Genomic DNA, 23,499 nt, shown 5'->3' with positions numbered 1-23,499 from the left:
CTGAGGGGCCTGAGGGGCCTGAGGGGCCTGAGGGGCCTGAGGGGCCTGAGGGGCCTGAGGGGCCTGAGGGGCCTGAGGGGCCTGAGGGGCCTGAGGGGCCTGAGGATTTGGTGCCGGCTTTGCCGGGTGTGATGCGGTCAGCGGGCCGTGGGACCTCGATCGGGGTCCTGCGGCCCGTTGTTGTCTGTTGGGGCGGCTGTATCCGTCGGGGCGGTTGTGTCGTCCGTCGGGGCGGTTGTGTCGTCCGTCGGGGCGGTTGTGTCGTCCGTCTGGGCGGTTGTGTCGTCCGTCGGTACGGCTGTGTCCGTCTGCGGGGTCGTGTCCGTCTGCGTGGATGTTTCTGAGCCGTCCACCAGCATGGGCGGCGGAGCCGTGTCCAGGGCGTCCGACAGTTCCTCGAGGGTCGCGAGGAGGAGGCCCGCCCCCCTGCGTACGACCCGGTCGGGGACGCCCTCGCCGTCCCACTCGTCGAGAGCTTTGCGTACGGCTTCCCACTTCGGGACGCGGCGTTCGCGTACGGCCTTCGCGCCATCCTCGGTCGACTTGCGCAGGGCCTTCGCGAGGCGGTCGGCCGCGGGGACGGGGGTGGCGTCGCGGTCCGGGAGGTGGGCCTCCATCAGCATGGCCACGCGGCCGAGTTGGGCGAGGGTCTCCTCGGCGTCGGCGGCCGCGGCGCGGGAGAGGCCGCGGTGACGTACCGGTTCGTTCTTGGCGCGGGCGGCGGCTTCCTGCCAGGCGATGCGGGCGTCGCGTGCGGCGAGGAGCGCCTCGCGGACGTTCGGGCAGGAGCTGCCGGTGGGGTCGGCGTAGCGGCTGACGACGGCAGCGGCGTAGCGGCCGTCCGCGATCAGCCAGTCAGCCAGGCGGTTGCGCAGGCGCGGGGTCTCCCAGGCCGGGTACACGGCGTACGCGATCATCGCGAGGACGCCGCCGAGGAGGGTGAGGACGACGCGTTCCGGCACCGTCTGCGTCCACTGCTCGCCGCCCATGCCGAGCAGGAAGACGACGTACGCGGCGACGCAGGCCTGCGCGGCGACCTGGCCCGTGCGCATCAGCAGGTACATCATCCCGGCGCAGAGCACGGCGAGTGCGGCGGAGAGCTCGGTGCCGGGGTCCGCGAGTTGCACCAGGCCCGTGGCCAGGGCGACGCCCACGAGCGTGCCGCCGAAGCGGGCCACCGCGCGGGAGTACGTCTGCGAGAAGTCCGGGCGCATCACCATCACGGAGGCCATGGGGGCCCAGTAGCCGTGGCCGAGGGGAAGCCAGGTGCCCAGGAGGTAACCGGCGGCGGCCACCGCGGTGACGCGGATCGCGTGGCGGGTGACGGGGGATTCATGGCGGCGGCGGAGTTCGCTTCTTATGGCGCGGAGGGCGGCGGGGAGCAGGGCGGGGAAGGTGGGGCGGAGGAGGGGGGTGGAGGTGGAGGTGAGGGGCTGGGTGGGGGTGCTTTGCGATTCCTTCTTGGTCGCGCTGGGCGCGCTGCTTGCGCTCGTTGCGTTGGGTGCGCTCGTTGCGTTGGGTGTTGTCTCGGTGAGGGCGGCGGCCTTGTCGGGGGGCTTGCCTGCTGTTTCGACCACGTCCCGCAGGAGCGCCGCCAGGCGTTTCGCCGCCCGCTGGGCCGGGCCCGTGAGGATCGCCCCGGTGTCAGGGGTGCGGAGGGTCGCCACGGCCGCGGGTGGGATCTTCACCGGTTCGCCCTGCCGGATGGCCCTGGCCGCCGCGTCCAGGATCGCGCCTGCCGCGGCGAGGATCTCGCGTACGCGATCGCGTTCGGGACCCTCTTCCGGTGCGCCCACCGCGGGGTCGGCCAGGGAGGCGAGCACCGGACGGATGCGTTCCGCCACGCCGCGGGCGCCGTGGAGTTCGGCGGGGCGGGTGCGGGCCTGGCGCGGGGTGACGGTCGCCGCGTCACGGGCGGCCATCAGGGGTTCCGGGTCGAAGTCGGCGTGGGGGTCGTGGCGGAGGCGGCGGGCGTAGTCGGCCTCGGCCGCGAGTGCGTCGGCGAGGGCGTCGCGGTGGGCGCCCCATCTGCGTACGGGGAACAGGACCACGAGGGCGGCCTGGACCGCGCCGCCCACCACCATCATCGCGGCGTGGCCCGCCGCGGCGGCCAGGGAGCCGGGGAGGGTGACCGTGACCAGCATGATCGCGACGTTGGAGGAGGCGATGATGCCGATGGTCGGGCCCGCGGCCCAACTCAGCCCCGAGAGGAAGGTCCAGAGGGCGAGGAGGGCGAGGAAGAGGAGGGTGTGGGAGCCGGTGAGGTAGCCGAGGAAGGTGGAGATGGCGAGGCTCGTACCGGAGGCCAGGGCCAGTTCAGGGCGGGGGCGCCAGCTGCGTTGGAAGGTGGCGATGGCGGCCTGGTAGGCACCGAAGGCCGAGCTGGCGGCCACGGCCGGCCCGAAGAGGGTGAGGCTCACGCCGATGACGAGGGCGAGTCCGGCTGCGCCGCGGAGCGCGATGAGGGGCTCAAGCCGCTTCCGCTCGACGGTCAGCCCCGAGCGAGTGGTCTCCTTCAACGCTCGAAGCCAGGTCACTCTGTGATGATACGGGGCATATCGGGCGGGGTTGCGGCGGGGGTGGCCTTGGTGTGGGGCTGCGGCTGCTTGGGCGGGGGCGGCTGGGGGCCCCGGCTGGGGCACGACTGGAGGGCGGCTAGAGCCCGGCTGGGGAGCGGCTGGAGCCCGGCTGGGGAGCGGCTAGAGCCCGGCTGGGGGGGCGGGGCCGCGCCGGTATGTCCGTCCTCGCTATCGTCCGGTGGCCGCGCGGCTGTTTCGGCACCGGAGCGCCGCGAACCGTGCTCCGGGCAGACATACCGGCACGTCCCCTCGCGTCTCGATGCCGACTGCGGGCGCGTGGAGCTGTCCCACCCCACCCCACCTGCCATCTCCCCCTCGCCCCGCCGCACTCTTGCTCCCACCCACCCCCATCACCGCGGGGCAATCGGGTGGGTGGGCGGGAAAGGCTTGTTCGGGCAGGGGCGGATGCGGGGTGAACGGGCGGGTGGGTGGGGAAGGCCCGTTGGAGCACAGGTGACCGCGGGGGCCGCCGGGAGAGGGGGCGGGCGGGCTCGCGCCGCAGGCGGGTTACGGCCCACCCAGGGCCACATGCGCCTCATCCGCCGCCGCAGCCCCCTGCGTCCAACCCTCCGCGTCAGTAACTCCCCGTACCCGGGTGACAGTGGTCTCGGGGAACATCCGCTCGGCACGCGACGTGACGGCCACATCCCGGGCGGCCAGGACAGGCAGCAGCTCGCCCGCGTCCGGGGCGCCCACGGCGACTCCCTCCGCCGCCGCGGCGAGCCGCGCACCAAGGCGGTTCGCGTAAGCCAGCAGGAAAGCCTGACGGAACGTCTTCGTACGCTTCCGGCCGCCCGCCCGCTGCCCCGCCTCCGCCTTCGTCATCGCCGCCGTCCCCTGCACGAGGAGGGAGGTGTGGAGGAGTTCGACCACTTCCAGGTCGGGCTCGAAACCGACGACGGTCGAGAAGCCGTACGCCTCGTTCCACACCGCCCGGCAACGGTTCGCGGTGGCCACCGCGTCCAGGAGGATCGCCTTCGCCGTCTCGTACGGAGCGTCCACGCCGATGCGGCAGGCGCCGGGAACGTCCTTGGCGTGGGTACGGGACGCGAGCAGGGCCTCGTCGATGGTGTGCCTGGCCATCAGCTCCTGCGCCTTGGCGGTGAGCGCCTCCGCCTCCTCGGGAAACCCGGTGGCCTCGGCCTTCGCCAGGAGGGCGCGGATACGGCTGAGGATGCGGGGCTCTTCGTGACCGGGGGGCGGCGGCGCGTGGAGCGGAGTGCCGGGGGCCGGGCCCACGGGCTCGATCGCGGGCAGGCGCAGGAGGAGGCGGTAGAGGGCGAGGGTGAGGGTGGCCTGCGAGAAGCGGTCGGGCCTCGGGCCGTCCCGGAGGGTGAGCTCGGCCAGCTGCGCGTTCCAGCGGGGCGGGAGGGTGTCGCCGTACCGCCTGATCTCCGTGGTGATCAGTTCTGCGGCCAGCTGCGTCTGGTGGGCACGGTCAGCGCCGTGGGCGATGGCGATGGCTATGGAGCCCTGCGCGCGTCCGACCATGCGTATGACGTCCGCAGGCTGCCACCCCCGCTCCCACGCCCGACGCACCAGCTCCTCGCCCCTGCGCCACAGCTCCGCGTCGGCATCGGGGGCGGCCGCGAGGAGGGACGCGCCGGTGTCGAGGCCCTCGTCGCCGTCCGCGTACAGCGCTGCCGCGAACGCCTTGTCGATCACCTCGGTCACCGGATCCATACGTCAAGGGTAGGGCTGGCCCTACCCTCAGGACGCCCCTCAGTGGTCGTGCCCGGCGGGGGCTCGGGCGGTTGGGTTGAGGCATGACCTCAACTGCCGTACGGCTCACCGCCGTCCGCCGCATCTACCATGACGTGACCGCCCTCGACGGCGTCGACCTCGCGATACGTGCCGGTACCTTCACCGCGATCATGGGACCGTCCGGCTCCGGCAAGTCGACGCTGCTGCAGTGCGCCGCCGGGCTCGACCGGCCGACGTCCGGGACGGTCGAGGTGGGCGGCACGGAGCTCACGGGGCTGAGCGAGCGGCGGCTGACCCTGCTGCGCAGGGACCGCATCGGCTTCGTCTTCCAGTCCTTCAACCTCCTCCCGTCACTGACCGCCGCCCAGAACGTCGCCCTGCCGCTACGGCTCGCGGGGCGCAGACCCTCGCGTACGGAGGTGGGGGACGCGTTGGGCCGGGTGGGCCTTGGTGACCGTGCCCGACATAGGCCTGGAGAGCTTTCGGGCGGTCAGCAGCAGCGGGTGGCGTTGGCGCGGGCGCTTGTCACACGGCCTTCCGTGCTGTTCGGCGACGAACCGACCGGCGCGCTGGACACGACGACCAGCCGCGAAGTGCTTTCGCTGCTACGGGGGTTGGTGGACACGGCCGGCCAGACGATCGTGATGGTCACGCATGACCCCGTGGCGGCATCGCATGCTGACCGGGTGGTGTTTTTGGTGGACGGGAGGGTGGCCGACGAGGCACTCGCGCCGGACGCGGGGGAGGTGGCTCGGCGGATGGCGGGGCTTGAGGCGGGTCGCCTGGAGCGGGGGCGCGTGGAGCTAGGGCGCGTGGAGCGAGGGCGCGTGGAGGCTGGTGGGCTTCAGGAGGGTCGCCTGGAGGCTGGTGGGCTTGAGGAGGGTCGCCTGGAGGCTGGTGGGCTTGAGGAGGGTCGCCTGGAGCCCGGTGGGCTTGAGGCGAGTCGTTCAGAGCTGGGTGGGCTTGAGGCCAGTCACCGGGAGCCGGGCGGCATTGCACCGGGGGGCCCTGCACCGGGCGGCATTGCACCGGGGGGCTCTGCACCGGGCGGCTTTGCGCCGAGCGGCCCTGAATCGCGCAGCCCTGCATCGCGCGGCCCTGCATCGCGCAGCCCTGCATCGCGCGGCCCTGCATCGCGCGGCCCTGCATCGCGCGGCTTTGAATCACGCGGCCTTGCATCGCGCGGGCCCGCCTCGGGTTGCGGAGAGGCGGTCGGCCGGTGATGTTCCTCGCTTCCCTTCGTACCCGCTGGGCCGGCCTTCTCGGCGCCTTCGTCGCTGTCGCGCTCGGCGTGGCGCTCACCGCCGCTATGGGGCTCGGGCTTGCCTCGTCGTTCAGCGCGCCGGAGCGGGAACCCGTACGGTTCGCCAGGTCGCCCGTGGTCGTTATGGGACAGAACACCCTTACTGTCCCGGTAAAGCGCGGCTCGGACATCGCGCACGTATCAAAGCCGCTCACTCATCCACACCCTGTGGATATCGAACTTCTGCGCGAGCTTCGACGTCTTGGGCCTGTCCGCCTGGACGAGGCGAAAAGGGACGCGGTGGGGGTGGATGCCCCGGTTGGGGAGGTGCGGGAAGTCGTCGGGAATCGGGCGCGTGTCCTGACCGGAGGTGATCGGCGGCTCGCCGATGCGGAGCCGCCGGGGCGGGACGCGGAAGCGCTCGTGGCGGTGAATTCGTTCCTGGGGACGGCGGGCGGGGTGTCCGCGTTCGTGTCCGTCTTCGTCACCGCGTCCACCTTCGCCTTTGTCGTGGCGCTGCGGCGGCGGGAGTTCGGGCTGCTGCGGATGGCGGGAGCGACGCCGGGCCAGGTGCGCAGGATGCTGCTCGCGGAGGCACTCGCGGTGGGGGCAGCGGCCTCCGGGGTGGGGTGCGTGCTGGGGGCGCGGGGTGCGCCGGTGCTCGCCGAGGGCCTGGTGGAGGCGGAGATCGCTCCCGAGTGGTTCGGGATCGGCGGGGCGGTGTGGCCGTACCATCTCGCTTTCTGGGTCGGGGTGTTGGTGGCCTTCTCGGGGGCGTGGGCGGCCTCGCGGCGGGCGGGGCGCGTGGGCCCCGTCGAGGCCCTGCGAGACGCGTCCGTCGATACCGGGGTCATGCCGTGGAGTCGGCGGATCGTGGGGGGCGCGCTGCTGGTGGCGGGGGTCGGACTGACGGTCTCGACGCTGTGGAGCGATCCGTCAGCGCTGATGAAACGGAAGACGTACACGACGCAACCGATGATCCTGATCACCGCGCTCGCCGCGCTCACTCCCCTTCTCGTACGTCCCGTCCTGCGCGCCGTCCGCCTGCCCGGCGCGATCGGGCTCCTGATCCGCGAGAACTCCGCCGCGTCCGTTCGGCGCACCGCGGCCGTCGCCGCGCCAGTGCTGGTGGCGGTGGCTCTCGCGGGCTCGCTGCTGGGCTCGGCGGAGACGGCGGGCGAGGCGGTGGCGGCGGAGGCGCGGAAGCGTACCGGGGCTGAACTGGTTCTGACGGGAGATGACTTGAGACTCTCGGAGGCAAGGAAGGCCGACGGGGTGGAGGTGGCCGCGGCGTCGGCGTCCACGGCCGTGTTCGTGCGGGAGGAAGGCACGGCGCTGATCCGCTCGGACGCACGGGCGGTGAGCGATCCGGCGGCGTTCGCCGCGGTGTCGCGGCTTCCGGTGGTGGCGGGGGACGTACGCGATCTCGACGACCGGTCGATCGTCGTCAACGAGGAGTGGGAGCGGCGGCGTGTGGGCGAGCGGGTCGATGTCTGGCTCGGGGACGGCAGGCCCGCGCGGCTGCGGATCGTCGCGGTGCTTGCGCGGGGGACGGGGAACAACGGGGCGTACGTCACGTCCGCGACCGCGGGGACTGCCGCGGCGATGGACCGCGTTGACGTGGGGCTGCGGGACGGGGCGGACCGGGGTGAGGTGGCGGGGGCGCTGCGGGCGGCCCATGGCGGGGGCGAGGGTGGCTTCCGGGTGCGGTCGGCGGAGGAATGGCTGGCGGACACACATCCGGCGACGAAGCCGCAGACACGGCTGGGCCTTGTGGTGTTGCTGGGGATCGCGTTGGTCTACACGACGATCTCCCTCGCGGGAACGCTGCTGATGGCGACATCGGTACGGGGCCCTGAGCTGCGCTCGCTGCGGATGGCCGGGGCTACGCGGGGTCAGGTGCGGCTGGTGGTGGCCGGGGAGTCGCTGCTGGCGGTGGGGGTGGGCGCGGTCCTCGGCCTGACGGTGACGCTGCTCAATCTGGGCGCACTGAGCGCGGGCCTGACCCGCCTGTCGGCACCGGCGGGGGTGACGGTGCCTTGGGGGATGGTGGGGCTGGCTGCGGGGGTGTGCGCGGTGGTGGGGGTGGGGTCGGGGGTGTTGGGGGTGTGGCGGCGGGTCTGAGGGGGGCGGCGGCACGCTCCACCCCCCTTTGACGCTACGGGGCAATCGGGCGGGCGGGAAAGGCCCGTTCGTACAGGTAGAACTGCGGGGCAATCGGGCGAAGGAAGGGCGGGAGAAGCCCGTCCGTACAGGCAGAACTGCGGGCAATCGGGCGGGTGCGCGGGAAAGGCCCGTTCGCACGGGTAGAACTGCGGGGCAATCGGGCGGGGGAAGGGCGGGAGAAGCCCGTCCGCGCAGGGAAGGCTCCGGGCAACGGGAGACCCCGGCCCGGCCACGCCCAGTGACCGCACAAACCACCGCCCCGCCCGCCGCAAAGGCACCCCGTCAGCTGTCGCCGCCCTCGTCAATCAGCCGACGTACCTCCCGGTCGACCAACCCCAGCCGCGCCTCAGCGACAAGCGGCACCGCCCGCCGATGCCGCCGCGCCTCGTGGACGTCGATGTCCACCGTCACCAGGCCCGGCTCCCACTTCGGCGCCTGCGCGACGACCGTCCCCCGCGGGTCCACCACCCTCGAACCGCCCCAGAACGACGCCCCGTTCTCGTTCCCGACCCGGTTCACGAACACCACCCAGCACTGCAGCATGCGGGCCGTGTAGGAGAGCAGCGTGTCCCAGTACAGGCCCGTGTCCATCGCCTCGGGATCCAGGCTCGCCGCGCTGTTCGTGGGGACGATGATGACCTCGGCACCGTCCTGCACGGCCAGCCACGGAAGCACCGGCTGCCACGCGTCGTTGCAGACGAGCGTCGCGGCACGCCCGTGCCCGCCCGGCAGGTCGTACGCACGCAGGTGCTGGCCCGGGCTGACGTGCTTGCGCTCCTCCCAGGCCAGGTAGTTCGGCAGGTACAACTTCCGGTGGGCGTGCAGGAGTTGGCCGCCCGTGTAGTACGCGGACGTGTTGTACGCGCGCAGACTCGTGTGCTCGTGCAGGCCGACGATGACGTCGGGCCCCGAGGTGGAAAGTTCCCGGAGGCGGAGGTCCGTCGCTTCCAGCGACGTGTCCCGCTTCAGACCGCCCAAGTGGTACCCGTGCAGACTCAGCTCCGGGAAAACGACGAGATCGGCACCCTGCGCCGCCGCCTGACCGACTTGGTCCCGGGCCTCCGCGAGGTTCTCGTCCACCTCTCCGAGGACACAGTCGGTCTGCGCAAGGGCCACTCTCATGGCGTCGAGCCTCGCAGCGCACGGCGCCCTCCGCATGTCGAGACGCCCGGACGTGCGGCGCACGGCAGAGCCGGGCCACAACCTCCACCCACCCCTCACCCAAAAGCCCTCCACCCCATTGTCCGTGCCTGCTGTCCGTGCCTGCTGTCCGTGCCCGCTGTCCGTGCCCGCTGTCCGTGCCCGCTGTCCGTGCCCGCTGTCAGTGCCCGCTGTCAGTGCCTGCTGTCAGTGCCTGCTGACACACTCAGTCGCATGACCGAAAGGTGGGCCCTCGCCGCCGCCGAGGCCGGAGGCGCCACCCTCGCCCCCCTCGGGGAAGACGGCCTGCCCGCAGGGCCGGTGCGGCATGAGCGGGACCTCGCCGCGGCCGTCCGCGCCAGGCCCGACGCCAGCCGCTGGGTCTGGCGGTCCACCGCCGAGATCTATCCCGCGCTGCTCGCGGCAGGCGTCAGGGTGAACCGGTGCTACGACATCGAGGACGCCGAGCTCCTCCTCCTCGGTCACGAGGGCCGCCTCGGAGAGCCCCGTTCGGCCGCCGCCGCCTGGGCACGCCTGCACAACGCCCCCGTACCGACCGATCCGCCTCCCAGAGCGGCAGCTCCCGGCGCACAGGACTCCCTCTTCGAGCCCTCCCCCGTCACACCCCTGCCCTTCGACGCCCTCCTGGAGGTGTATGCCGCGCAGCAGCGAAGACACGAGGCCGCCGAGCACCCCGGCAGGATGCGGCTGCTCACGGCAGCCGAGTCGGCCGGCATGCTGGTGGCCGCCGAAATGAACGTGGCGGGCCTGCCCTGGCGCGCGGACGTCCACCACGCCCTGCTCACCGAACTCCTCGGCGAGCGGTACGCGGGCGGCGGCAGGAACGCGGGTGCGGCCGAACCCCGCCGCCTCGCCGAGCTCGCCGACGAGATCTCCCTGGCCTTCGGCCGCCGCGTCCGCCCCGACCTGCCGAACGACGTCATCAAGGCCTTCGCGCAGGCCGGGATCAGGATCAAGTCCACCCGCCGCTGGGAGCTGGAGGAGATCGACCACCCGGCGGTGCGGCCCCTCGTCGAGTACAAGAAGCTGTATCGGATCTGGACGGCGCACGGCTGGAGCTGGCTCCAGGACTGGGTGCGCGACGGCCGCTTCCGGCCCGAGTACACCCCGGGCGGAACCGTCAGCGGTCGCTGGACCACGAACGGCGGCGGCGCGCTGCAGATCCCCAAAATCATCCGGCGCGCGGTCGTCGCCGACCCCGGCTGGCGGCTCGTCGTCGCCGACGCGGACCAGATGGAGCCGCGCGTCCTCGCCGCGATCTCCCGCGACCGGGGCCTGATGGAGGTGGCCGGGAGTCACGAGGACCTCTACACCCGCCTCTCGGACCGCGCGTTCTCCGGCGACCGCGACCACGCCAAGATCGCGCTCCTCGGCGCCGTGTACGGGCAGACGTCGGGCGACGGCCTGAAGAACCTGGCGGCACTGCGCCGCAGATTCCCCGCCGCGGTCGCGTACGTCGACGATGCGGCCAAGGCTGGCGAGGAGGGCAGACTCGTACGGACCTGGCTGGGGCGGACGAGCCCGCCTGCAGCCGGCGCGGGAGACTTCGACGAGGCGGGCATCCCGCAGGAGGGGGCGTCCGAACTCCCCTCCCAGGACGGTGAGTTCACTCCTGGGTACGCCTCCAGCAACACCCGCGCCCGTGGCCGCTTCACCCGTAACTTCGTCGTCCAGGGCAGCGCGGCCGACTGGGCCCTGCTGATGCTGGCCGCGCTGCGTCAGTCCATCGCCGCGGCAGGGCTCCGTGCCGAGCTGGTCTTCTTCCAGCACGACGAGGTCATCGTGCACTGCCCGCAGGAGGAGGCTGAGACAGTCACGGCGGCGATCCGCGCGGCCGGGGACCTGGCGGGGCGTATCGCGTTCGGCGAGACGCCGGTGCGTTTCCCGTTCACCGTCGCCGTGGTGGAGTGCTACGCGGACGCGAAATAGCCCTCGCTGAGGGCAACTTCAGCCTGCCGGAGAGCCCGTGGGTGAGCCCGCCGAAGTGCCCGTGGGTGAGCCCGCCGCCGAGCCCGCACTTTAGCCCGCAGCTGAGCCCGCACTTGAGCCCGCGAGCAAGCTCTTCAGCTCCCCGACCACCTCGCTGCTGTCCGTGCCGTCCAGCGATGCGAGCGCCAACTTCCACTGCTCGTACGCCTCTTCGGCACGCCCGTCGCCGTACAGCAGAAGCCCTCGCTGATGGCGGGCCAGACCCGCCATGTGGGCGTCGGCCCGCTGTTCCGCACGCTCCAGGAGGTCGGCGCACTCGCGCCCCGCGTCCTGTGTGCGGGACGTCTCGCGCAGGGCGCGGACCATGCCGAGGCGCACCTTGGACTCGTTGTGCCAGTCCTCGGCCTCGCCGTGGATGCGCAGGCTCTCCTCGAAGTGCTTGAGCGCGACGTGCGGTTCGTCGAGGACGAGGTAGGCCTTGCCCATGTCGCAGTGGACCTCCTGGCGCAGCCCTGCGTGCCCGAGGGCCTCGCCGATCGTCAGGCTCCGCTCGTAGTAGGAGATGGCGGCGCGGGCGTCGGTGTGCTCGTATACGTTGCCCAGAGTGCTGAGGGCGAATGCCTCGCTCAGCGGGTCGTCCATGGCCATGGCGAGATCCAGGCTCTGGCGCAGCGCATCGGCGGACTCCTCGTAGCGGCCGAGCGCTTCGAGGAGGAGGCCGCGGTTGATGACGCCGCGGTGGACGCACGACATGCGGTCGAGCTTCCGCCACAGGTCGAGGGCCTCGTCGATCAGGTCGAGCGCCGTGCCGCTGCGGCCCGACACGTAGTTGAGACCCGCGAGGTCGGTGAGCGCCTGGGCCTCGGCCGCCGTGTCCTTCCAGCGGCGGGCCGCGGTCACCGCGAGGCGGTTGAGGAGGTCCGCCTCGGCCAGCCGGCCACGGCGTTTGAGGTACGAGAAGAAGCAGCGGACCAACACGGGCAGGAGGGCGGACTCACGGCCGTGGCGGTCGGCGAGGGCGATGACGTTGGCGAGCTCGGTGTCGCCCCAGGCGAAGGCGTCATCGGTGGACATCGGCGGCACGGCCGGAATCGGACAGCCGTCGGCGCCCTGCGTGGAGACGTCCCCCGTGCCCCCCGCGTCCCCCGTGCAGCCGGATTCCGCATCGTCGTCTCGCGCGACGGCTGCTCGCTCGACGACCGCTCGCGCGACGGCCGCTCGCGCATCGGTCTCTCCCGCATTGGCGCCTCCCGCATTGGCGCCTCCCGCGTCGGCGGTCGTGCGCGGGGGCAGCAGCTGGTCGGGGAGGTCCCCGAGACGGTCGTCGCGGTCGAGCCCCTCCGGCATGATCGCCAGAAGGCTCTGTCGCGCCGACTCCGCGTACCACCGCAGGGCCGATTCCACGACGTACACCGCCCCCGCCCCGTCCTGGTGCGCCGCCTCCCGCGCGAAGTCGCGTACGAGGTCATGCGGGGCGTAGCGGCCGTAGGCCGTCTCGTCGAGGAGCGCGACGTCGACGAGACGGTCGAGCGCCGCCCCCGCGCGCCATTCCTCCACGCCCAACAGGCGGGCGACGAGCGGGACTCCGTACGCCGGGAGGTCGAGCGCGCCGATCGCGGCGAGGGCGGCGGCAGCGTCCCGGTCGGACTCGCGCTCCGACGTACGCAGCGCGTCCAGCGCCACGGCCAGCGAGCGCCGGACGCTCAAGTCGTCGTGTTCCAGGTGGTGCAGGCGTCCCCCGCTGACGGTGAGGAGGTCGGCGAGGGCGTCTGGGGTGAGCGCGCGGCGGGCGGCGAGGCGGGCCGCGATGATCCGCAGGGCGAGCGGCAGTCGGCCCGCGAGTTCGACCAGGGGGTGCCCTGCGTCGAGCCCCTCGCGCCCGGAGACGGCGCGCAGCAGGGCGGCGCTGTCCCCCTCGGAGAGCGGCTCGAGCGGGAAGCGTCCCGCACCGTCGAGCGCGGTGAGCGGAGAACGGCTGGTGACGATGACCGCGCAGCCGGGGCCCGCTGGCAGCAGCGGCCGCACCTGCGCGGCGGTCGCCGCGTCGTCCAGTACCACCAGGGTGCGGGTGGGCGCGAGCAGCGAACGGAGCAACGCGGCTGCGGCATCCGGGTGTTCGGGGCTCTGACCCGACTCGATCCCGAGGTCCCGGATCAGGGCGGCGAGGGCCTGGCCGGGCGTGAGGGGTGTCATGCCGGGGGTGGCCCCGCGCAGATTGACGTAGAGCTGCCCATCGGGGAAGTGCTCACGCAGCCGGTGCGCGACGTGCAGGGCGAGGGCACTCTTCCCCACGCCCGCCATGCCGGACAGGACGGCGAGGGGTGGTGCGGCGCCGGGGGATGTGACGCCGGGAGGTGCGACGCCGGGCGCCGCTCGGTCGAGCGAGCCACCACCGGCGCCGGGCCCCGCGAGGAGCTGCGCCAGGGAGCGCACCACTTCCTCGCGCCCTGTGAAGTGGGGTGGGCAGGGCGGCAGTTGGGCGGGCCGGGTGGACACACGCGTGGGGCCGGCGGCGACGGACCCGGAGGGGGGCGGCACGGCAGTGCTCGGGGCGAGGGGTGCCTGGGAGGCCGGTCCGGCGGAGGGTGGGGAGGCTGGGCCGGCGGAACGCGGGGAGCTTGCTCCGGCGGAGGCCGACTCTGGACCGGCCGCCGAGAACGCCGACTCTTGACCAGCGGAGAACGGGGACTCCGCACCGGGGGATAGCAGGGCCCCTGGACCGGCGGAGCACGGGGACTCCGGGCCGGGGCAGGGCGGGGCCCCTGGGCCACCAGACACCGAAGACCCCAGACCGGCGAAAGCCGAAACCCCCGGACCAGCAGACACCGACGACCCCAGACCGGCGAAAGCCGAAACCCCCGGACCAGCAGAGGCCGAAGACCCCAGACCGAGATCCGCCGCGCTGTCCCTCGGGGCAGATGGCGCCAGGTTAGAGCCCGCCCGGGCAGCGGACGCCCGGCCAGAGCCCGCCTGGGTGGAGCCCGCCCGGGCAGCGGCCGCCGGGGCAGAGGCCGCCGGGGCAGAGGCCGCCGGGGCAGAGGCCGCCGGGGCAGAGGCCGCCGGGTCGGAAGATGCCGGGACAGACCCCATCGGCGCAGAGCCCGCCCGGGCAGAGGTTGCCCAGGCAGAGGATGCCGGGGCAGAGCCCGTCGAGGCAGAGCCCGCCCAGGCAGAGGTTGCCGGGGCAGAGCCCGTCGAGGCAGAGCTCGCCCGGGCGGCGGATGCCGTGGCAGAGGAATCTGGGGCAGAACCCGTCGGAGCGAACGCCGATCCCGCAGGCACGGCGAACGCCGATCCCGCAGGCACGGCGAACGCGGAACCCGCAGGCACGGCGAACGCCGATCCCGCAGGCTCCTGCAGCACCACGCGATGCGCTTCCCGTACCGAGGCGCCCGGCTCCACGCCCAGCTCGTCCACCAGCCTGCGCCGCAGCTCGCGGTGGACGGCGAGGGCTTCCGCCTGGCGGCCTGTGCGGTGCAGCACCAGCATCAGCTGCCGGTGGAAGGCCTCCCGCAGGGGATGCTCGGCGACCAGTTCCGCCAGCTCCGGCACGAGCCCTCCACCGCCGGCCCCGGCCGCAAGCTCCGCGTCGTACCGCAGTTCGAGGGCGAGGAGCCGCGCCTCCTCGAGGCGCGGTACGAGCGCATGGCCCGCCGCGTCCGCGGGCAGCCCGCCCAGCGGGGCACCGCGCCACAGGGCGAGCGCGCCGGACGCGGCGGAAACGCAGCCGTTCCAGTCACGTTCCGCGTGCGCGGACCGCGCCTGTGCGACCCGCTGCTCGAAGACCCGTACGTCCAACTCGCCGTCGGCCACCCGCAGTCGATACCCCGGAGGCACCGCCCGCAGCCGGTCCGGGTCGTCCAGAAGCCGGCGCAGCCGCGTCACGTGATTCTGCAGGGAGGCGTGTGCGGACGCGGGCGGGGCGCCGCCCCACAGTGCGTCCTTGAGGGCGCCGACGGAGACCACCCTGCCCGGTTCGAGCAGCAGCGCGGCCAGCAGGGCGCGGCCCTTGGCGCTCTGCACGGGCTGCGGCTCGCCCTCGGCGTCGTACACGGCAGGCGTGCCCAGGAGCCCGAACCGCAACCCGTCGCACCGCACGTCCACGCCATCTCCCGCCAACCGTTGGCCTCATGTTAGCGATCGGTTGGCGGGCCCTGATGGGATCAATACATCGGGCCCGGCCCCGCCGGTACTCGCGTGTAACGCGTAACTCGGGGGAGTGTCACCGTTGCGGCCGGGCCCGCTCAGTTTCTGCGACGCACCCTTAACTTCCTTACGGGGTGGGGGAGTTAAGGGGCTCGCGGAACGAGAGCAGCCGCGCACGCGTCGCCGTATCCGCGCGAAAAGCACCGTACCCACTCGGGAAGATCCGTCCCACGAGCCTCAACGAGCCTCGGCCCCGCGCTCCGGCCGCCGTATTACCGGCACCAGGTGCTCACTGATCACCCACCACTCGCGCACCCTTCGCCCACCGTTCGCTTACGTCGGCCGGGCCGTGCGATGAGCCTGCGATGAGACCTCGGAATGGTATCCCTCGGTAACCCCGGCCCTCGGGACCGCAATTCCGCCCGCCAACATCAGCCGCCCCCCTCCGACCCTCCGACCCTCCGACCCTCCGGCCCTCCGGCCCTCCGGCACCGGTCGTTCCCGGCTCCCCCCGGCACCAGTCATTCCCCCGCACCCACAATTCCGCCGACACCCCGCACCGCACCGGCGCCTCCTTCATTCCGCCGGCACCCGCACCGTGAACACCGCACCCTCCCCCGGCGTACTCCGCGCCGTCACCGTCCCGCCGTGCCCCTCCACCAACTGCCGGACGATCGCGAGGCCGAGCCCGCTGCCGCCCGTCGCCCGCGTACGCGACTTGTCCGCGCGCCAGAAGCGGTCGAAGACGTGCGGCAGATCCTCGGGGCTGATGCCGGTGCCGGTGTCGGAGACTTCCACCACCACCGCGTCGAGCGTGGCGCGGCAGCTGATCGTGACGCTGCCGCCCTCGGGGGTGTGCCGGATCGCGTTGGAGACCAGGTTGCCGATGGCCTGGCGGAGCCGGAGCGGATCGGCCGTGAAGCAGGGATCGCCGAGCGTCGTCGCGCTCAGCCGTACGCCCGCCGCTTCGGCACCCGCCTGGTGCGCCGCAGCGACCTGGTCCACGACATCGGACGCGTGTACGGGCTCGCGGTGCAGCCGGAGCGTACCGGCGTCGGCGGCGGCGAGATCCTGCAGGTCATTGACGATGTGCTGGAGCAGCACGGCCTCTTCGAGGAGCGAGGAGACCAGTTCCGGGTCGGTGGCGACCACGCCGTCCTCGGCCGCCTCCAACCAGCCGCGGATATTTGACAGCGGCGTACGCAACTCGTGCGCGACATCGCTCACCATGGCCTGGCGCTGGTCCTCCAGGGCCTTGCGGTGGGCCGCCATGTCGTTGAACGCGTCGGCGAGTTGGCGGATCTCCCCCGCCGATCCCGCCGAGCGCGCCGTGACGGGTTCGGCCGCCTCGCCCTCCTTCATCCGCTGCGTCGCGGCGGTGAGCGCTCGCAGCGGGCGGGTCAGCCGGCTCGCGGCGAAGGCGGTCACGGCGACGGTCGCCGCGAGGATCCCGGCCGAAAGGCCCGCGAGCCGGGTGGTGTTGGCCCCGGAGAGGCTGAACCCCGAGTTCTCGCCCGCGCGGGCCGCCGCGCTGCGCGAACCGTCGGAGCTGGTGACGAAGAGAAGGGCGGGCGCGGAGACGTACGAACCGAGCTGCTCGCGCCGGGCGCTGCCCACACAGGCGGCGGTCTTGGTGTCGAACGCGCTGTCGACGCGGCTGACACCGCCCCACGGCTCGTTGGGGTACGGCGATTCCGAGGGGGTGCTCGTCAGCGCACCCCGTCCCTTGGCGGGAGCACTCGGCACAGGGGAGGCGCCACCCCGTTCGGCCCGGCCGTCCGGCTTCGTGGGCGCCTCGGTTTCGGCGGGCGGAGCCACGTCGCCAGGCGGGTCCGCTTCCGTGCGCGGGTCCGCTTCCGTGCGCGGGCCCGCTTCCGTGCGTGGGCCCTCCGTGCGCGGGCCCTCCGTGCGCGGGCCCTCCGTGCGCGGGCCCTCCGTGCGCGGGTCCGCTTCCGTCGGCGGATGCGCGTCCGTCGGCGAGTCCGCGTCCGCGTCCGTCGGCGAGTCCGCGTCCGTGGGCGGATCTGTTTCGGTGGGGATATAGCGCCCGGATTGACGGTCGAACACCCCCACCGACTGCCACCACGTCAGATCGAGCCCGACCTTCACGGGCGGGGCGTCCCCGCGCCGCAGGCACGCGTTGGTGAGTTCGTTGAGCCGGTCGAGCGCCTTGCTCTCGGTACGGGTGGGCATGTCGAGGCGGTAGTCGCGGCAACTGGAGTCGAGGAACTGGGACGGATCGTTGGGGGCCTCGACGCGAGGCCGCCCGCTGGGCCCTTGGACGGCGTGGGCGGAAACCCCGAGGTCGTGCATGCAGCCCACGACGCTCGCGGCCACCTTCGCCAGCTCTTTCCGCTCCGCCACCGGCAACCGGAAGGGCCCGACCGCGCGCGGATCGATACGATCCTGGCCCCCGGCCTCCGCGTCCGCGCTCCCCGCACCGGTGGTCAGCGCCCCGTCGACGGCGAGCGGATCGACGACGGCCGAGGCCTTGGACGGCAACTCGGCACCGGCCGGCTTCTCAGCATCCTTACTGCCCTGGCCGCCCTCACTCTCCCGACCGCCCTTACCGTCCTGACCATCCTTGCTGCCACTGCCCCGCGAGTCGGCGATGACCACACGATCCTGCGTGGTCAGGGCGATACGCCGACCTGTCTGCCGGGCCAGTTCCCGCACGGTCTTCTCGGCACCCCGCCACCCCGGAGCACCGGCCCCGAGACCGAGCAACTCGTCGTAGACACGCGCGTCATCGGCAAGTACCTGCCCCTGTTCCTGCCGGATCGCGCCGGACGTGGTCTGCGCGGCGAGCCAGGCGGTGGCGGCGATCGAGACCAGGGAGACGAGCACGGAGACGGCGAGCAGCCGGGGCAGCAGACTCTTGCGGAACGGTATGTCACGCACCACGTCGCGCCGCCGCCCCGAGGGCTGCCGCACCGGCCGCACCGGCCGCACCGAAGGCCGCGCCGAACGCCGCACCCGTGAGCTTGTACCCGACGCCGAAGACCGTCACGAGATGCCGGGGCCTGCGCGGATCGACCTCGATCTTCTTGCGCAGATTCAGTACGTGTACGTCGACGGTGCGCACCGATATATACCCGGACGACCCATGAATACGATCAAGCAGCTGGGGCCGCGTGAACACCCGCTCAGGCTCCGCCGCCAGCGCCGCGAGCAGCTCGAACTCCCCCGGAGTGCACTCGACGAGCCGCCCGTCGACGGTCACCTCATGCCGCACCGGGTCCACGGAGAGCCCACCCACCCGCAATACACGCGGCACGGCCTCGGCACTGTCGACGACGGGATGGTGTGTGCCCTGGGAGCGCCGCAGCAGCGTACGGACGCGGGCCATCAGCTCGCGCGGGCTGTAGGGCTTCGTCAGATAGTCGTCGGCCCCGAGGTCGAGCCCGAGCAGCAGATCGTCCTCGGTGGTTCGAGCGGTCAGCATCAGAATCGGAATCCCGGCGACCGGACCGCTCCCGCCCCTGCTCCCACCCCGCAGGACACGTGTGACGCCGAGGCCGTCGACCCGCGGCATCATCACGTCGAGCACGAGCAGGTCCGGCGGCCGGCGCCGCACCTCGTCGATCGCGGCACGCCCGTCGTGGACGACGGCGACCGTGTGGCCCTCGCGCTCCAGATAGCGGCGGACCAGCTCGGCCTGTTTCTCGTCATCCTCCGCGACCAGGACAAAAGCGCACATGGCGTCGAGCATAAGCGGGGCGGCGCAGGCCTGACCGGATACGGACAGCGGCCTGACAGGATCCTCATAACTCCCGGCAGGCTGCCTACGCCTCGTTCACCTCATACGCCTGGTTCACCTCGTACGCCTGGTTCACCTCGTACGCCTCGTACGCCTCGTACGGCACGACCACGACCTGGAACTCGTCCTCGTACACAACCCGCCCCGGATCCGAGGACCGCACCACCCGGCACTCGATGCCGTGCGCGTCCAGAATCTCCAGATAGCCGGGGAGGCGCTCGATGAGATGAGTGGCGGTGACCTTGAACCAGGCCACGGCGCCGGGCGTGATGTCGTGGTCGTAGACGGTGGGGTCCACCTTGGAGGGGGTCGGGTACGCGGAGTCGTACCAGTCGTTGTTGACCCGCCGGAACCGCTCCTGTTCCGGCGTCAACTTCCCTTCCCTGGCAAGCCCGTTGACGAGAACGAACACTCCGGGAAAATGCCCGCGCGGATGGCGCGAGGGCGACTCGTACCGAACGTAAGCGGCAACACCGTCATCACTCATCGCGGCATCCTCGCACCCCTCGGGCGCCCACCGGAACGGGCCCCCGACCCTGTCCCCCAACCCGACCGAACAAGCCTCCCCCCCCACGCCCCGGCCGTCGGCAGTCGGCAGTCCGCAGTCCGCAGCCGGCAGCGAGACGCGGGGGGGACGTGCCGGTATGTCCGCCCGGAGCACGGCTCGCGGCACTCCCCCACCGAAGTGGCCCCCGGCCACCGGACGATAGCGAGGACGGACATACCGGCACGTCCCCGCACCCACACACGAACCCGCCCCGCAGCAACACACAGCCCCCGCAGCAGGCATCGAGCCACGAGAGGACGCACCAGCACGCCCGCCGCCCCGCCCGCCGCCCCCAATCCAACCCAGCACCGAACCCCAACCTCCGCCCCCAACCCCGCTCTCACCCCATCCCACCCCACCCCGCCCCAGCCCCGCAGGGACCCCGCAGGGACCCCGCACCCAAACGGCCGCCCCACCTCGCGCCCAAAGCCCGCCACCCCGAAGGTGGTCCGCATGAGCCGCACCCAAGCAACCCGCACAACCCGTCGCGCCGCCCGCCACCCCGCCCGCCGCGCCCCCCGCATCGCCACCGCCGCAGCCACCACCGCCCTCCTCGCCCTGGCCACCACGGCTTGCTCGGACAGCGACGTGGACAAGGTCAAGGACAGGGCCGCCTCCGCCACGGCCAAGGCAGGCGAAGCCGTCTCGTCCGCCACGGAGGCCGCCGCCTCCAAGATGGCCGAGGTGAAGGATGGAGTGGACGCGAAAGGCGACGTGAAGGTCGACGGCCCCACCAAGTCCGAGGACGACCGGGCAACGGCCAAGATCACGGCCACCAACCCCACGGACAAGAAGGCGGACTACACCGTTTCCGTCAACTTCCGCGACGGCGACGGCAACCTCCTGGACACAGCCGTCCTCAACATCACCGGCATCGACGCCAACCAGTCGAAGTCCGCCACGGCCCGCAGCAACCGTTCCCTCTCCGGCACACCGAAGGCAGAGATCAGCAGGGCACTACGCCACTGAGAGCCGAGCCCCAACAACCGCCCCCCCATAGCAGCCCCCAACAGCCACCACTCCCCCTCAGAGAACAAATCGACCTCAGGGAACAATCGACCGCAAAATCCGCTCCGGCAGGAGCCGCGCGGCCTGATCGAGATCCACGTCGTCGAAACCCGCGAGCCAGCGGCGCGCGGTCGCGACGACGGGCCCCAGGACCAACCCCTCGATCAAGGACATCGGCAGCGGGGCGACCTCACCCGAGTCGACGTGCTGCTGCATCCAGGCGGTCAGCGGGGACAGCCTGGCCTCCTGCGCGTCCCGAAGCTGCCGGGCCTGAGCCATCCCGAGACGGTCGGCGTACGAGGAGTGCAGGAGCCGGGCCCCGTCCGGGTTCTCCTGGATGAACTTCAGGTAGGCCCGCACAAGGGAGCGGATACCGGTCCTGGCCGTACGGGAGCGCTCCACGGAAGCAGCGAGTTCGGCGAGGAGCCGGCCGAGCCAGCGCAGCAGCAGCGCGTTCATGAGGCCGTCGACGCTGCCGAAGTGGTGGTAGAGGCTACCGAGGCTGACACCACTGGCCTTGGTGAGCGCACCGACGGTCACGCCCTGCTCTCCGGAGTCGGCGTACACCTGGAGCGCGGCGTCCAGGAGTCGGTCGGCGGTCTCTTCACCGCGTTGCTGCTTGGGGCTCATGGTCCACCCAGCCTAGAGCACCCCTGGAGCCTCCCATTCCTAGAGCGAATTTCTAGAAAACCACTCCACTCGAACGGCCCGCTGAAACATACTGCCCTCGTGTCCGAACCCATATCGCCAGCACCGCGACCTGGCCCCCCGCCCGGCTCCAACGCCCGAAGCTGCCTGGCAACGCTGGGCGCCATCGGCGCCGTGCTCATCGTCGTCCTGCTCCTGAACCAGGAAGAGGACGACAGCAGCGACAGCGACAGCGCCGCTCCACCCCCCGCGACAAGCCAGGGCTCGTACAACACCGAAACACCCCCCGTCACCACGCCCACACCCGTGGCCACGCCCACAAGCGCCCCCACCCCCACAAGCGAGGCCCCCACCCCCTTCAAGTCGGGGACCTGCCTCAACGGCACCCTGCCGGACTCCGCGACCGCGCAGGAGGTCAACGACGTGGAGGAGGTGGCCTGCTCAGCATCCGACGCCCACTACGAGGTGATCGAGACGATCCCCATGACGTCGAAGATGAGCCGCTGCGACAACAACCCCAGGACGCAGTACGCCTTCTCGTACCGCTACACCCTCAACGGCTCGACCATCAACGAGTACGTCTACTGCTTGATCGGCCTCGGCTCGTACGCCCGCTGACCACCCCGAACAACCGGCCCGCCACAGCCACACCCCTCCAGGCAAAGCAAAAGCCCCAGGTCACGGCGAGTGAGTCCTGGGGCTTCCACAGAGCCGCCTTCGGGATTCGAACCCGAGACCTACGCATTACGAGGGCCTGCAAGATCATCCCGAGTGGTGTCGGGCGATGCCGCCGAATCCCGTTTCCGCTGATCAGAGGCTTGGGGCCTTGATCGGCGTGACGGCTGGTCCACCCTGGTGCCGCCCAGTCCGCTCACGCAGCGCTCACGCACGAGCGGCGATACATCGGCACCCCGATCACGCGGCCGACGGCTCGGCCACCTTCGCCCGGACGGGAGGCGTGAGGCGTGAGCAGGGGGAACGCGCAGTTCTCGGGGCGGCGCCCGAATCGCTGCACCATGAGCGCCCCGAGCAGCGCGATGCCACGGGATGTCACGGGTTCGGGCTTCATGCCGACGTAGTAGATCCCGTTCTCGTCGGGCTCCACCTCGACGTCCTGTGCGCCGGTGGCGGCGAATGCCGCGCAGAACCCCCACAGGTCCGCCTGTAGCCCGATGGGGACGTCCGTCCGGACGAAGACCAACGGGCAGCGCTCACCCTCCTCGTTCCAGCCGAACGTGAGGGCTGCGCCGACTCCCTCGGGCAGCGGGTACACGTGCTCGGGGATGTCCTCGGCGAGGCCGTTCATCGCGTCGGCGATCAGCGAGCGGACCTTCTCGATCACCTCCTCGTCACTTCGCCAGCCTTCCATGGGCGCCCAGTTGGAGCCCTCGTACAGACTGGGCACGTCGGCGACCAGGTTCTCGGACGCCGGTCCGGCGGATCGGGTTCTTGGTCGTCGGCCTCCAGCGAGGAGGCGACCTGGGCGCACATCGCCGAGTCGATGGTGATGACACCCCAACCACCGGCGATGTGCTGGGCGATGAGGAGCCGGAGGAGTTCTTCCCTCCTGCGCTCGGTAAGCCCCGGGACGGTGAGGGCCCTGAGCCGGCCGTTGTGCACGATCAGCGCGCCCTGCGCGTCGTCGATCAGGTCACGCTCGTACGCCTCCCCTCCCAGTACGTCCAGGAGGACGGGCACGGCCAGCGCCCAGGCGTCGTGGGCCCGGAGGGCGAATCCAGCAGGTTTCCCCGCTCGGGACGGCGCGTCGGACTCTAAGTCGTTATCGGTGACGGCACGGGCGGAATCGATGGTCATGGTGCTTCCCTTCGCTCTGGAATCGACCGAGACCAGTCTTTGTGCACGTCGACCGCAGTCTCACGTATCGTCGCGAATTGCCCTTTTCTGCCTGCTGCGCTCCCTACGATGCAGGCACCGGCTGCCTCTACGGGTCCGTCAGAGACGGGCGGCGACGACGGCCCGCCGGGCCCATCCGCTCACGGCTTCGCTGCGGGAGCCGGTGCGCAGCAGGCGCATCCCGGGCCGCAGGTGGGGCACGCGTCCGCGCCGCCGGCCGTGGAGGCGGTCGCAGGCGTTGGGCGCGCAGCAGCCCTTGCCCTGCCAGGCGTCGCGGCCCTCATTGACGGCAATGGCGGCGATGACGAGGGCGGCGACGGGGTCGGCCCAGGTCCAGCCGGGGGTGGCGTTGAGTACCAGGGCGCTCAGGATGACAGCCGACAGGTAGGTACAGAGGAGACGGCGATGACCCGCAGCGCCGTCCTCTCCCGGGCCTCGCGGACGGTGTGCTCGGCGGCGGAGAACTGCCAGGCGACGGCTGCGGCGGAGGAGACCTCGATGATCGAGTCGAGTCCGAACCCGATCAGGGCGGTGGAAGAGGCGAGGGTGCCGACGGGGAAGGCGACGACCGCTTCGTTCACGTTGTAGGTGATGGTCGTGGCGACGAACAAGCGTATTCGGCGGGTCAGCACGTCGCACCGGGCCGGGGACGGCCCGAGGGGGAGTGCCTGCAAGATCGTGACGGGTGGTGCCGGGAAGTGATGCTGGATGACGTTTCAGCTGGTCATGAACCTGTGACCACGACCGGCGTGAC

The 23,499-nt window shown here is 72.1% G+C and carries 14 protein-coding genes and 3 pseudogenes; 5 read left to right on the top strand and 12 right to left on the bottom strand.

Features of this window, described 5'->3' with window-relative positions; translation table 11 throughout:
* Window positions 1-137 precede the first annotated feature (137 nt).
* Both ACZ5WE_RS13435 and ACZ5WE_RS13430 read right to left on the bottom strand, forming a co-directional pair.
* Window positions 138-2,537 carry an FUSC family protein gene (locus ACZ5WE_RS13435; RefSeq protein ID WP_467686055.1) on the bottom strand — a complete coding sequence of 800 codons (2,400 nt, stop codon included), beginning with the start codon at window positions 2,535-2,537 and terminating at the stop codon, window positions 138-140.
* A gap of 549 nt (window positions 2,538-3,086) precedes the next feature.
* On the bottom strand, window positions 3,087-4,253 hold the full coding sequence (locus tag ACZ5WE_RS13430) for a DUF2786 domain-containing protein (protein ID WP_467686255.1): 1,167 nt from the start codon (window positions 4,251-4,253) through the stop codon (window positions 3,087-3,089).
* Between the two features lie 92 nt (window positions 4,254-4,345).
* On the opposite strand from ACZ5WE_RS13430, the pseudogene ACZ5WE_RS13425 reads away from it, so the two are divergent.
* A pseudogene (locus ACZ5WE_RS13425) lies at window positions 4,346-5,059 on the top strand (ABC transporter ATP-binding protein); the annotation flags it as partial.
* Between the two features lie 446 nt (window positions 5,060-5,505).
* The gene (locus ACZ5WE_RS13420) at window positions 5,506-7,650 is read left to right on the top strand and encodes an FtsX-like permease family protein (protein ID WP_467686053.1); all 2,145 of its coding nucleotides are present in this window, start codon (window positions 5,506-5,508) and stop codon (window positions 7,648-7,650) included.
* Between the two features lie 324 nt (window positions 7,651-7,974).
* On the opposite strand, the gene ACZ5WE_RS13415 is transcribed toward ACZ5WE_RS13420, so the two are convergent.
* On the bottom strand, window positions 7,975-8,814 hold the full coding sequence (locus ACZ5WE_RS13415) for a nitrilase-related carbon-nitrogen hydrolase (RefSeq protein ID WP_467686051.1): 840 nt from the start codon (window positions 8,812-8,814) through the stop codon (window positions 7,975-7,977).
* Window positions 8,815-9,066: 252 nt separating this feature from the next.
* Here ACZ5WE_RS13415 and ACZ5WE_RS13410 point away from each other — a divergent pair, with 252 nt between their 5' ends.
* Window positions 9,067-10,782, top strand: a complete 1,716-nt coding sequence (locus ACZ5WE_RS13410) for a bifunctional 3'-5' exonuclease/DNA polymerase (RefSeq protein ID WP_467686049.1) — start codon at window positions 9,067-9,069, stop codon at window positions 10,780-10,782.
* A 90-nt stretch (window positions 10,783-10,872) separates the two neighbouring features.
* Here the strand turns inward: ACZ5WE_RS13410 and ACZ5WE_RS13405 are convergent, their stop codons facing one another.
* The 5 genes and pseudogenes from ACZ5WE_RS13405 to ACZ5WE_RS13385 form a co-directional block, all read right to left on the bottom strand.
* Window positions 10,873-13,218, bottom strand: coding sequence for a tetratricopeptide repeat protein (locus ACZ5WE_RS13405; protein ID WP_467686253.1), 2,346 nt, complete (start codon window positions 13,216-13,218; stop codon window positions 10,873-10,875).
* A gap of 921 nt (window positions 13,219-14,139) precedes the next feature.
* Window positions 14,140-14,880, bottom strand: a pseudogene (locus tag ACZ5WE_RS13400) (AfsR/SARP family transcriptional regulator); the annotation flags it as partial.
* A gap of 624 nt (window positions 14,881-15,504) precedes the next feature.
* Window positions 15,505-17,820, bottom strand: a complete 2,316-nt coding sequence (locus ACZ5WE_RS13395; RefSeq protein ID WP_469157292.1) for a sensor histidine kinase — start codon at window positions 17,818-17,820, stop codon at window positions 15,505-15,507.
* 1 nt (window position 17,821) lies between these two features.
* Complete coding sequence (locus ACZ5WE_RS13390; RefSeq protein WP_467686045.1) at window positions 17,822-18,628, bottom strand: response regulator transcription factor; 807 nt, start codon at window positions 18,626-18,628, stop codon at window positions 17,822-17,824.
* An 85-nt stretch (window positions 18,629-18,713) separates the two neighbouring features.
* Window positions 18,714-19,175, bottom strand: coding sequence for a hypothetical protein (locus ACZ5WE_RS13385; protein WP_467686043.1), 462 nt, complete (start codon window positions 19,173-19,175; stop codon window positions 18,714-18,716).
* Window positions 19,176-19,688: 513 nt separating this feature from the next.
* Between ACZ5WE_RS13385 and ACZ5WE_RS13380 the strand changes: the two genes are divergently transcribed.
* Window positions 19,689-20,204: an FxLYD domain-containing protein gene (locus ACZ5WE_RS13380; protein WP_467686041.1), complete on the top strand. Its 516-nt coding sequence runs from the start codon at window positions 19,689-19,691 to the stop codon at window positions 20,202-20,204.
* Between the two features lie 75 nt (window positions 20,205-20,279).
* Here ACZ5WE_RS13380 and ACZ5WE_RS13375 read toward each other — a convergent pair whose 3' ends face one another.
* Entirely contained in the window at window positions 20,280-20,873 is a 594-nt protein-coding gene (locus tag ACZ5WE_RS13375) for a TetR/AcrR family transcriptional regulator (RefSeq protein WP_467686039.1), read from the bottom strand.
* A gap of 99 nt (window positions 20,874-20,972) precedes the next feature.
* Between ACZ5WE_RS13375 and ACZ5WE_RS13370 the strand changes: the two genes are divergently transcribed.
* Window positions 20,973-21,509, top strand: a complete 537-nt coding sequence (locus ACZ5WE_RS13370) for an LppU/SCO3897 family protein (RefSeq protein ID WP_467686037.1) — start codon at window positions 20,973-20,975, stop codon at window positions 21,507-21,509.
* A gap of 253 nt (window positions 21,510-21,762) precedes the next feature.
* On the opposite strand, the gene ACZ5WE_RS13365 is transcribed toward ACZ5WE_RS13370, so the two are convergent.
* From ACZ5WE_RS13365 to ACZ5WE_RS13355, 3 genes and pseudogenes are all read right to left on the bottom strand, one after another.
* Window positions 21,763-22,296: a hypothetical protein gene (locus ACZ5WE_RS13365; protein WP_467686035.1), complete on the bottom strand. Its 534-nt coding sequence runs from the start codon at window positions 22,294-22,296 to the stop codon at window positions 21,763-21,765.
* Window positions 22,230-22,706 carry a hypothetical protein gene (locus ACZ5WE_RS13360; protein ID WP_467686033.1) on the bottom strand — a complete coding sequence of 159 codons (477 nt, stop codon included), beginning with the start codon at window positions 22,704-22,706 and terminating at the stop codon, window positions 22,230-22,232. Before ACZ5WE_RS13360 ends, ACZ5WE_RS13365 begins: the two co-directional genes overlap by 67 nt.
* A gap of 179 nt (window positions 22,707-22,885) precedes the next feature.
* Window positions 22,886-23,419, bottom strand: a pseudogene (locus ACZ5WE_RS13355) (cation transporter).
* Window positions 23,420-23,499: the final 80 nt, after the last annotated feature.

This window comes from Streptomyces sp. NPDC033180, from assembly GCF_055577645.1.
The sequence above is the reverse complement of the archived record's forward strand: the minus strand, read 5'-3'. Positions and strand labels throughout refer to the sequence as shown.

What these genes read in the sequence shown, in the direction of transcription:
- ACZ5WE_RS13410 (WP_467686049.1), top strand. Translation starts at nt 9,067, where the DNA reads ATGACCGAAAGGTGGGCCCTCGCCGCCGCCGAGGCCGGAGGCGCCACC.
- ACZ5WE_RS13385 (WP_467686043.1), bottom strand. Translation starts at nt 19,175, where the DNA reads ATGAGTGATGACGGTGTTGCCGCTTACGTTCGGTACGAGTCGCCCTCG.
- ACZ5WE_RS13415 (WP_467686051.1), bottom strand. Translation starts at nt 8,814, where the DNA reads ATGAGAGTGGCCCTTGCGCAGACCGACTGTGTCCTCGGAGAGGTGGAC.
- ACZ5WE_RS13420 (WP_467686053.1), top strand. Translation starts at nt 5,506, where the DNA reads ATGTTCCTCGCTTCCCTTCGTACCCGCTGGGCCGGCCTTCTCGGCGCC.
- ACZ5WE_RS13360 (WP_467686033.1), bottom strand. Translation starts at nt 22,706, where the DNA reads ATGACCATCGATTCCGCCCGTGCCGTCACCGATAACGACTTAGAGTCC.
- ACZ5WE_RS13390 (WP_467686045.1), bottom strand. Translation starts at nt 18,628, where the DNA reads ATGTGCGCTTTTGTCCTGGTCGCGGAGGATGACGAGAAACAGGCCGAG.
- ACZ5WE_RS13380 (WP_467686041.1), top strand. Translation starts at nt 19,689, where the DNA reads ATGAGCCGCACCCAAGCAACCCGCACAACCCGTCGCGCCGCCCGCCAC.
- ACZ5WE_RS13375 (WP_467686039.1), bottom strand. Translation starts at nt 20,873, where the DNA reads ATGAGCCCCAAGCAGCAACGCGGTGAAGAGACCGCCGACCGACTCCTG.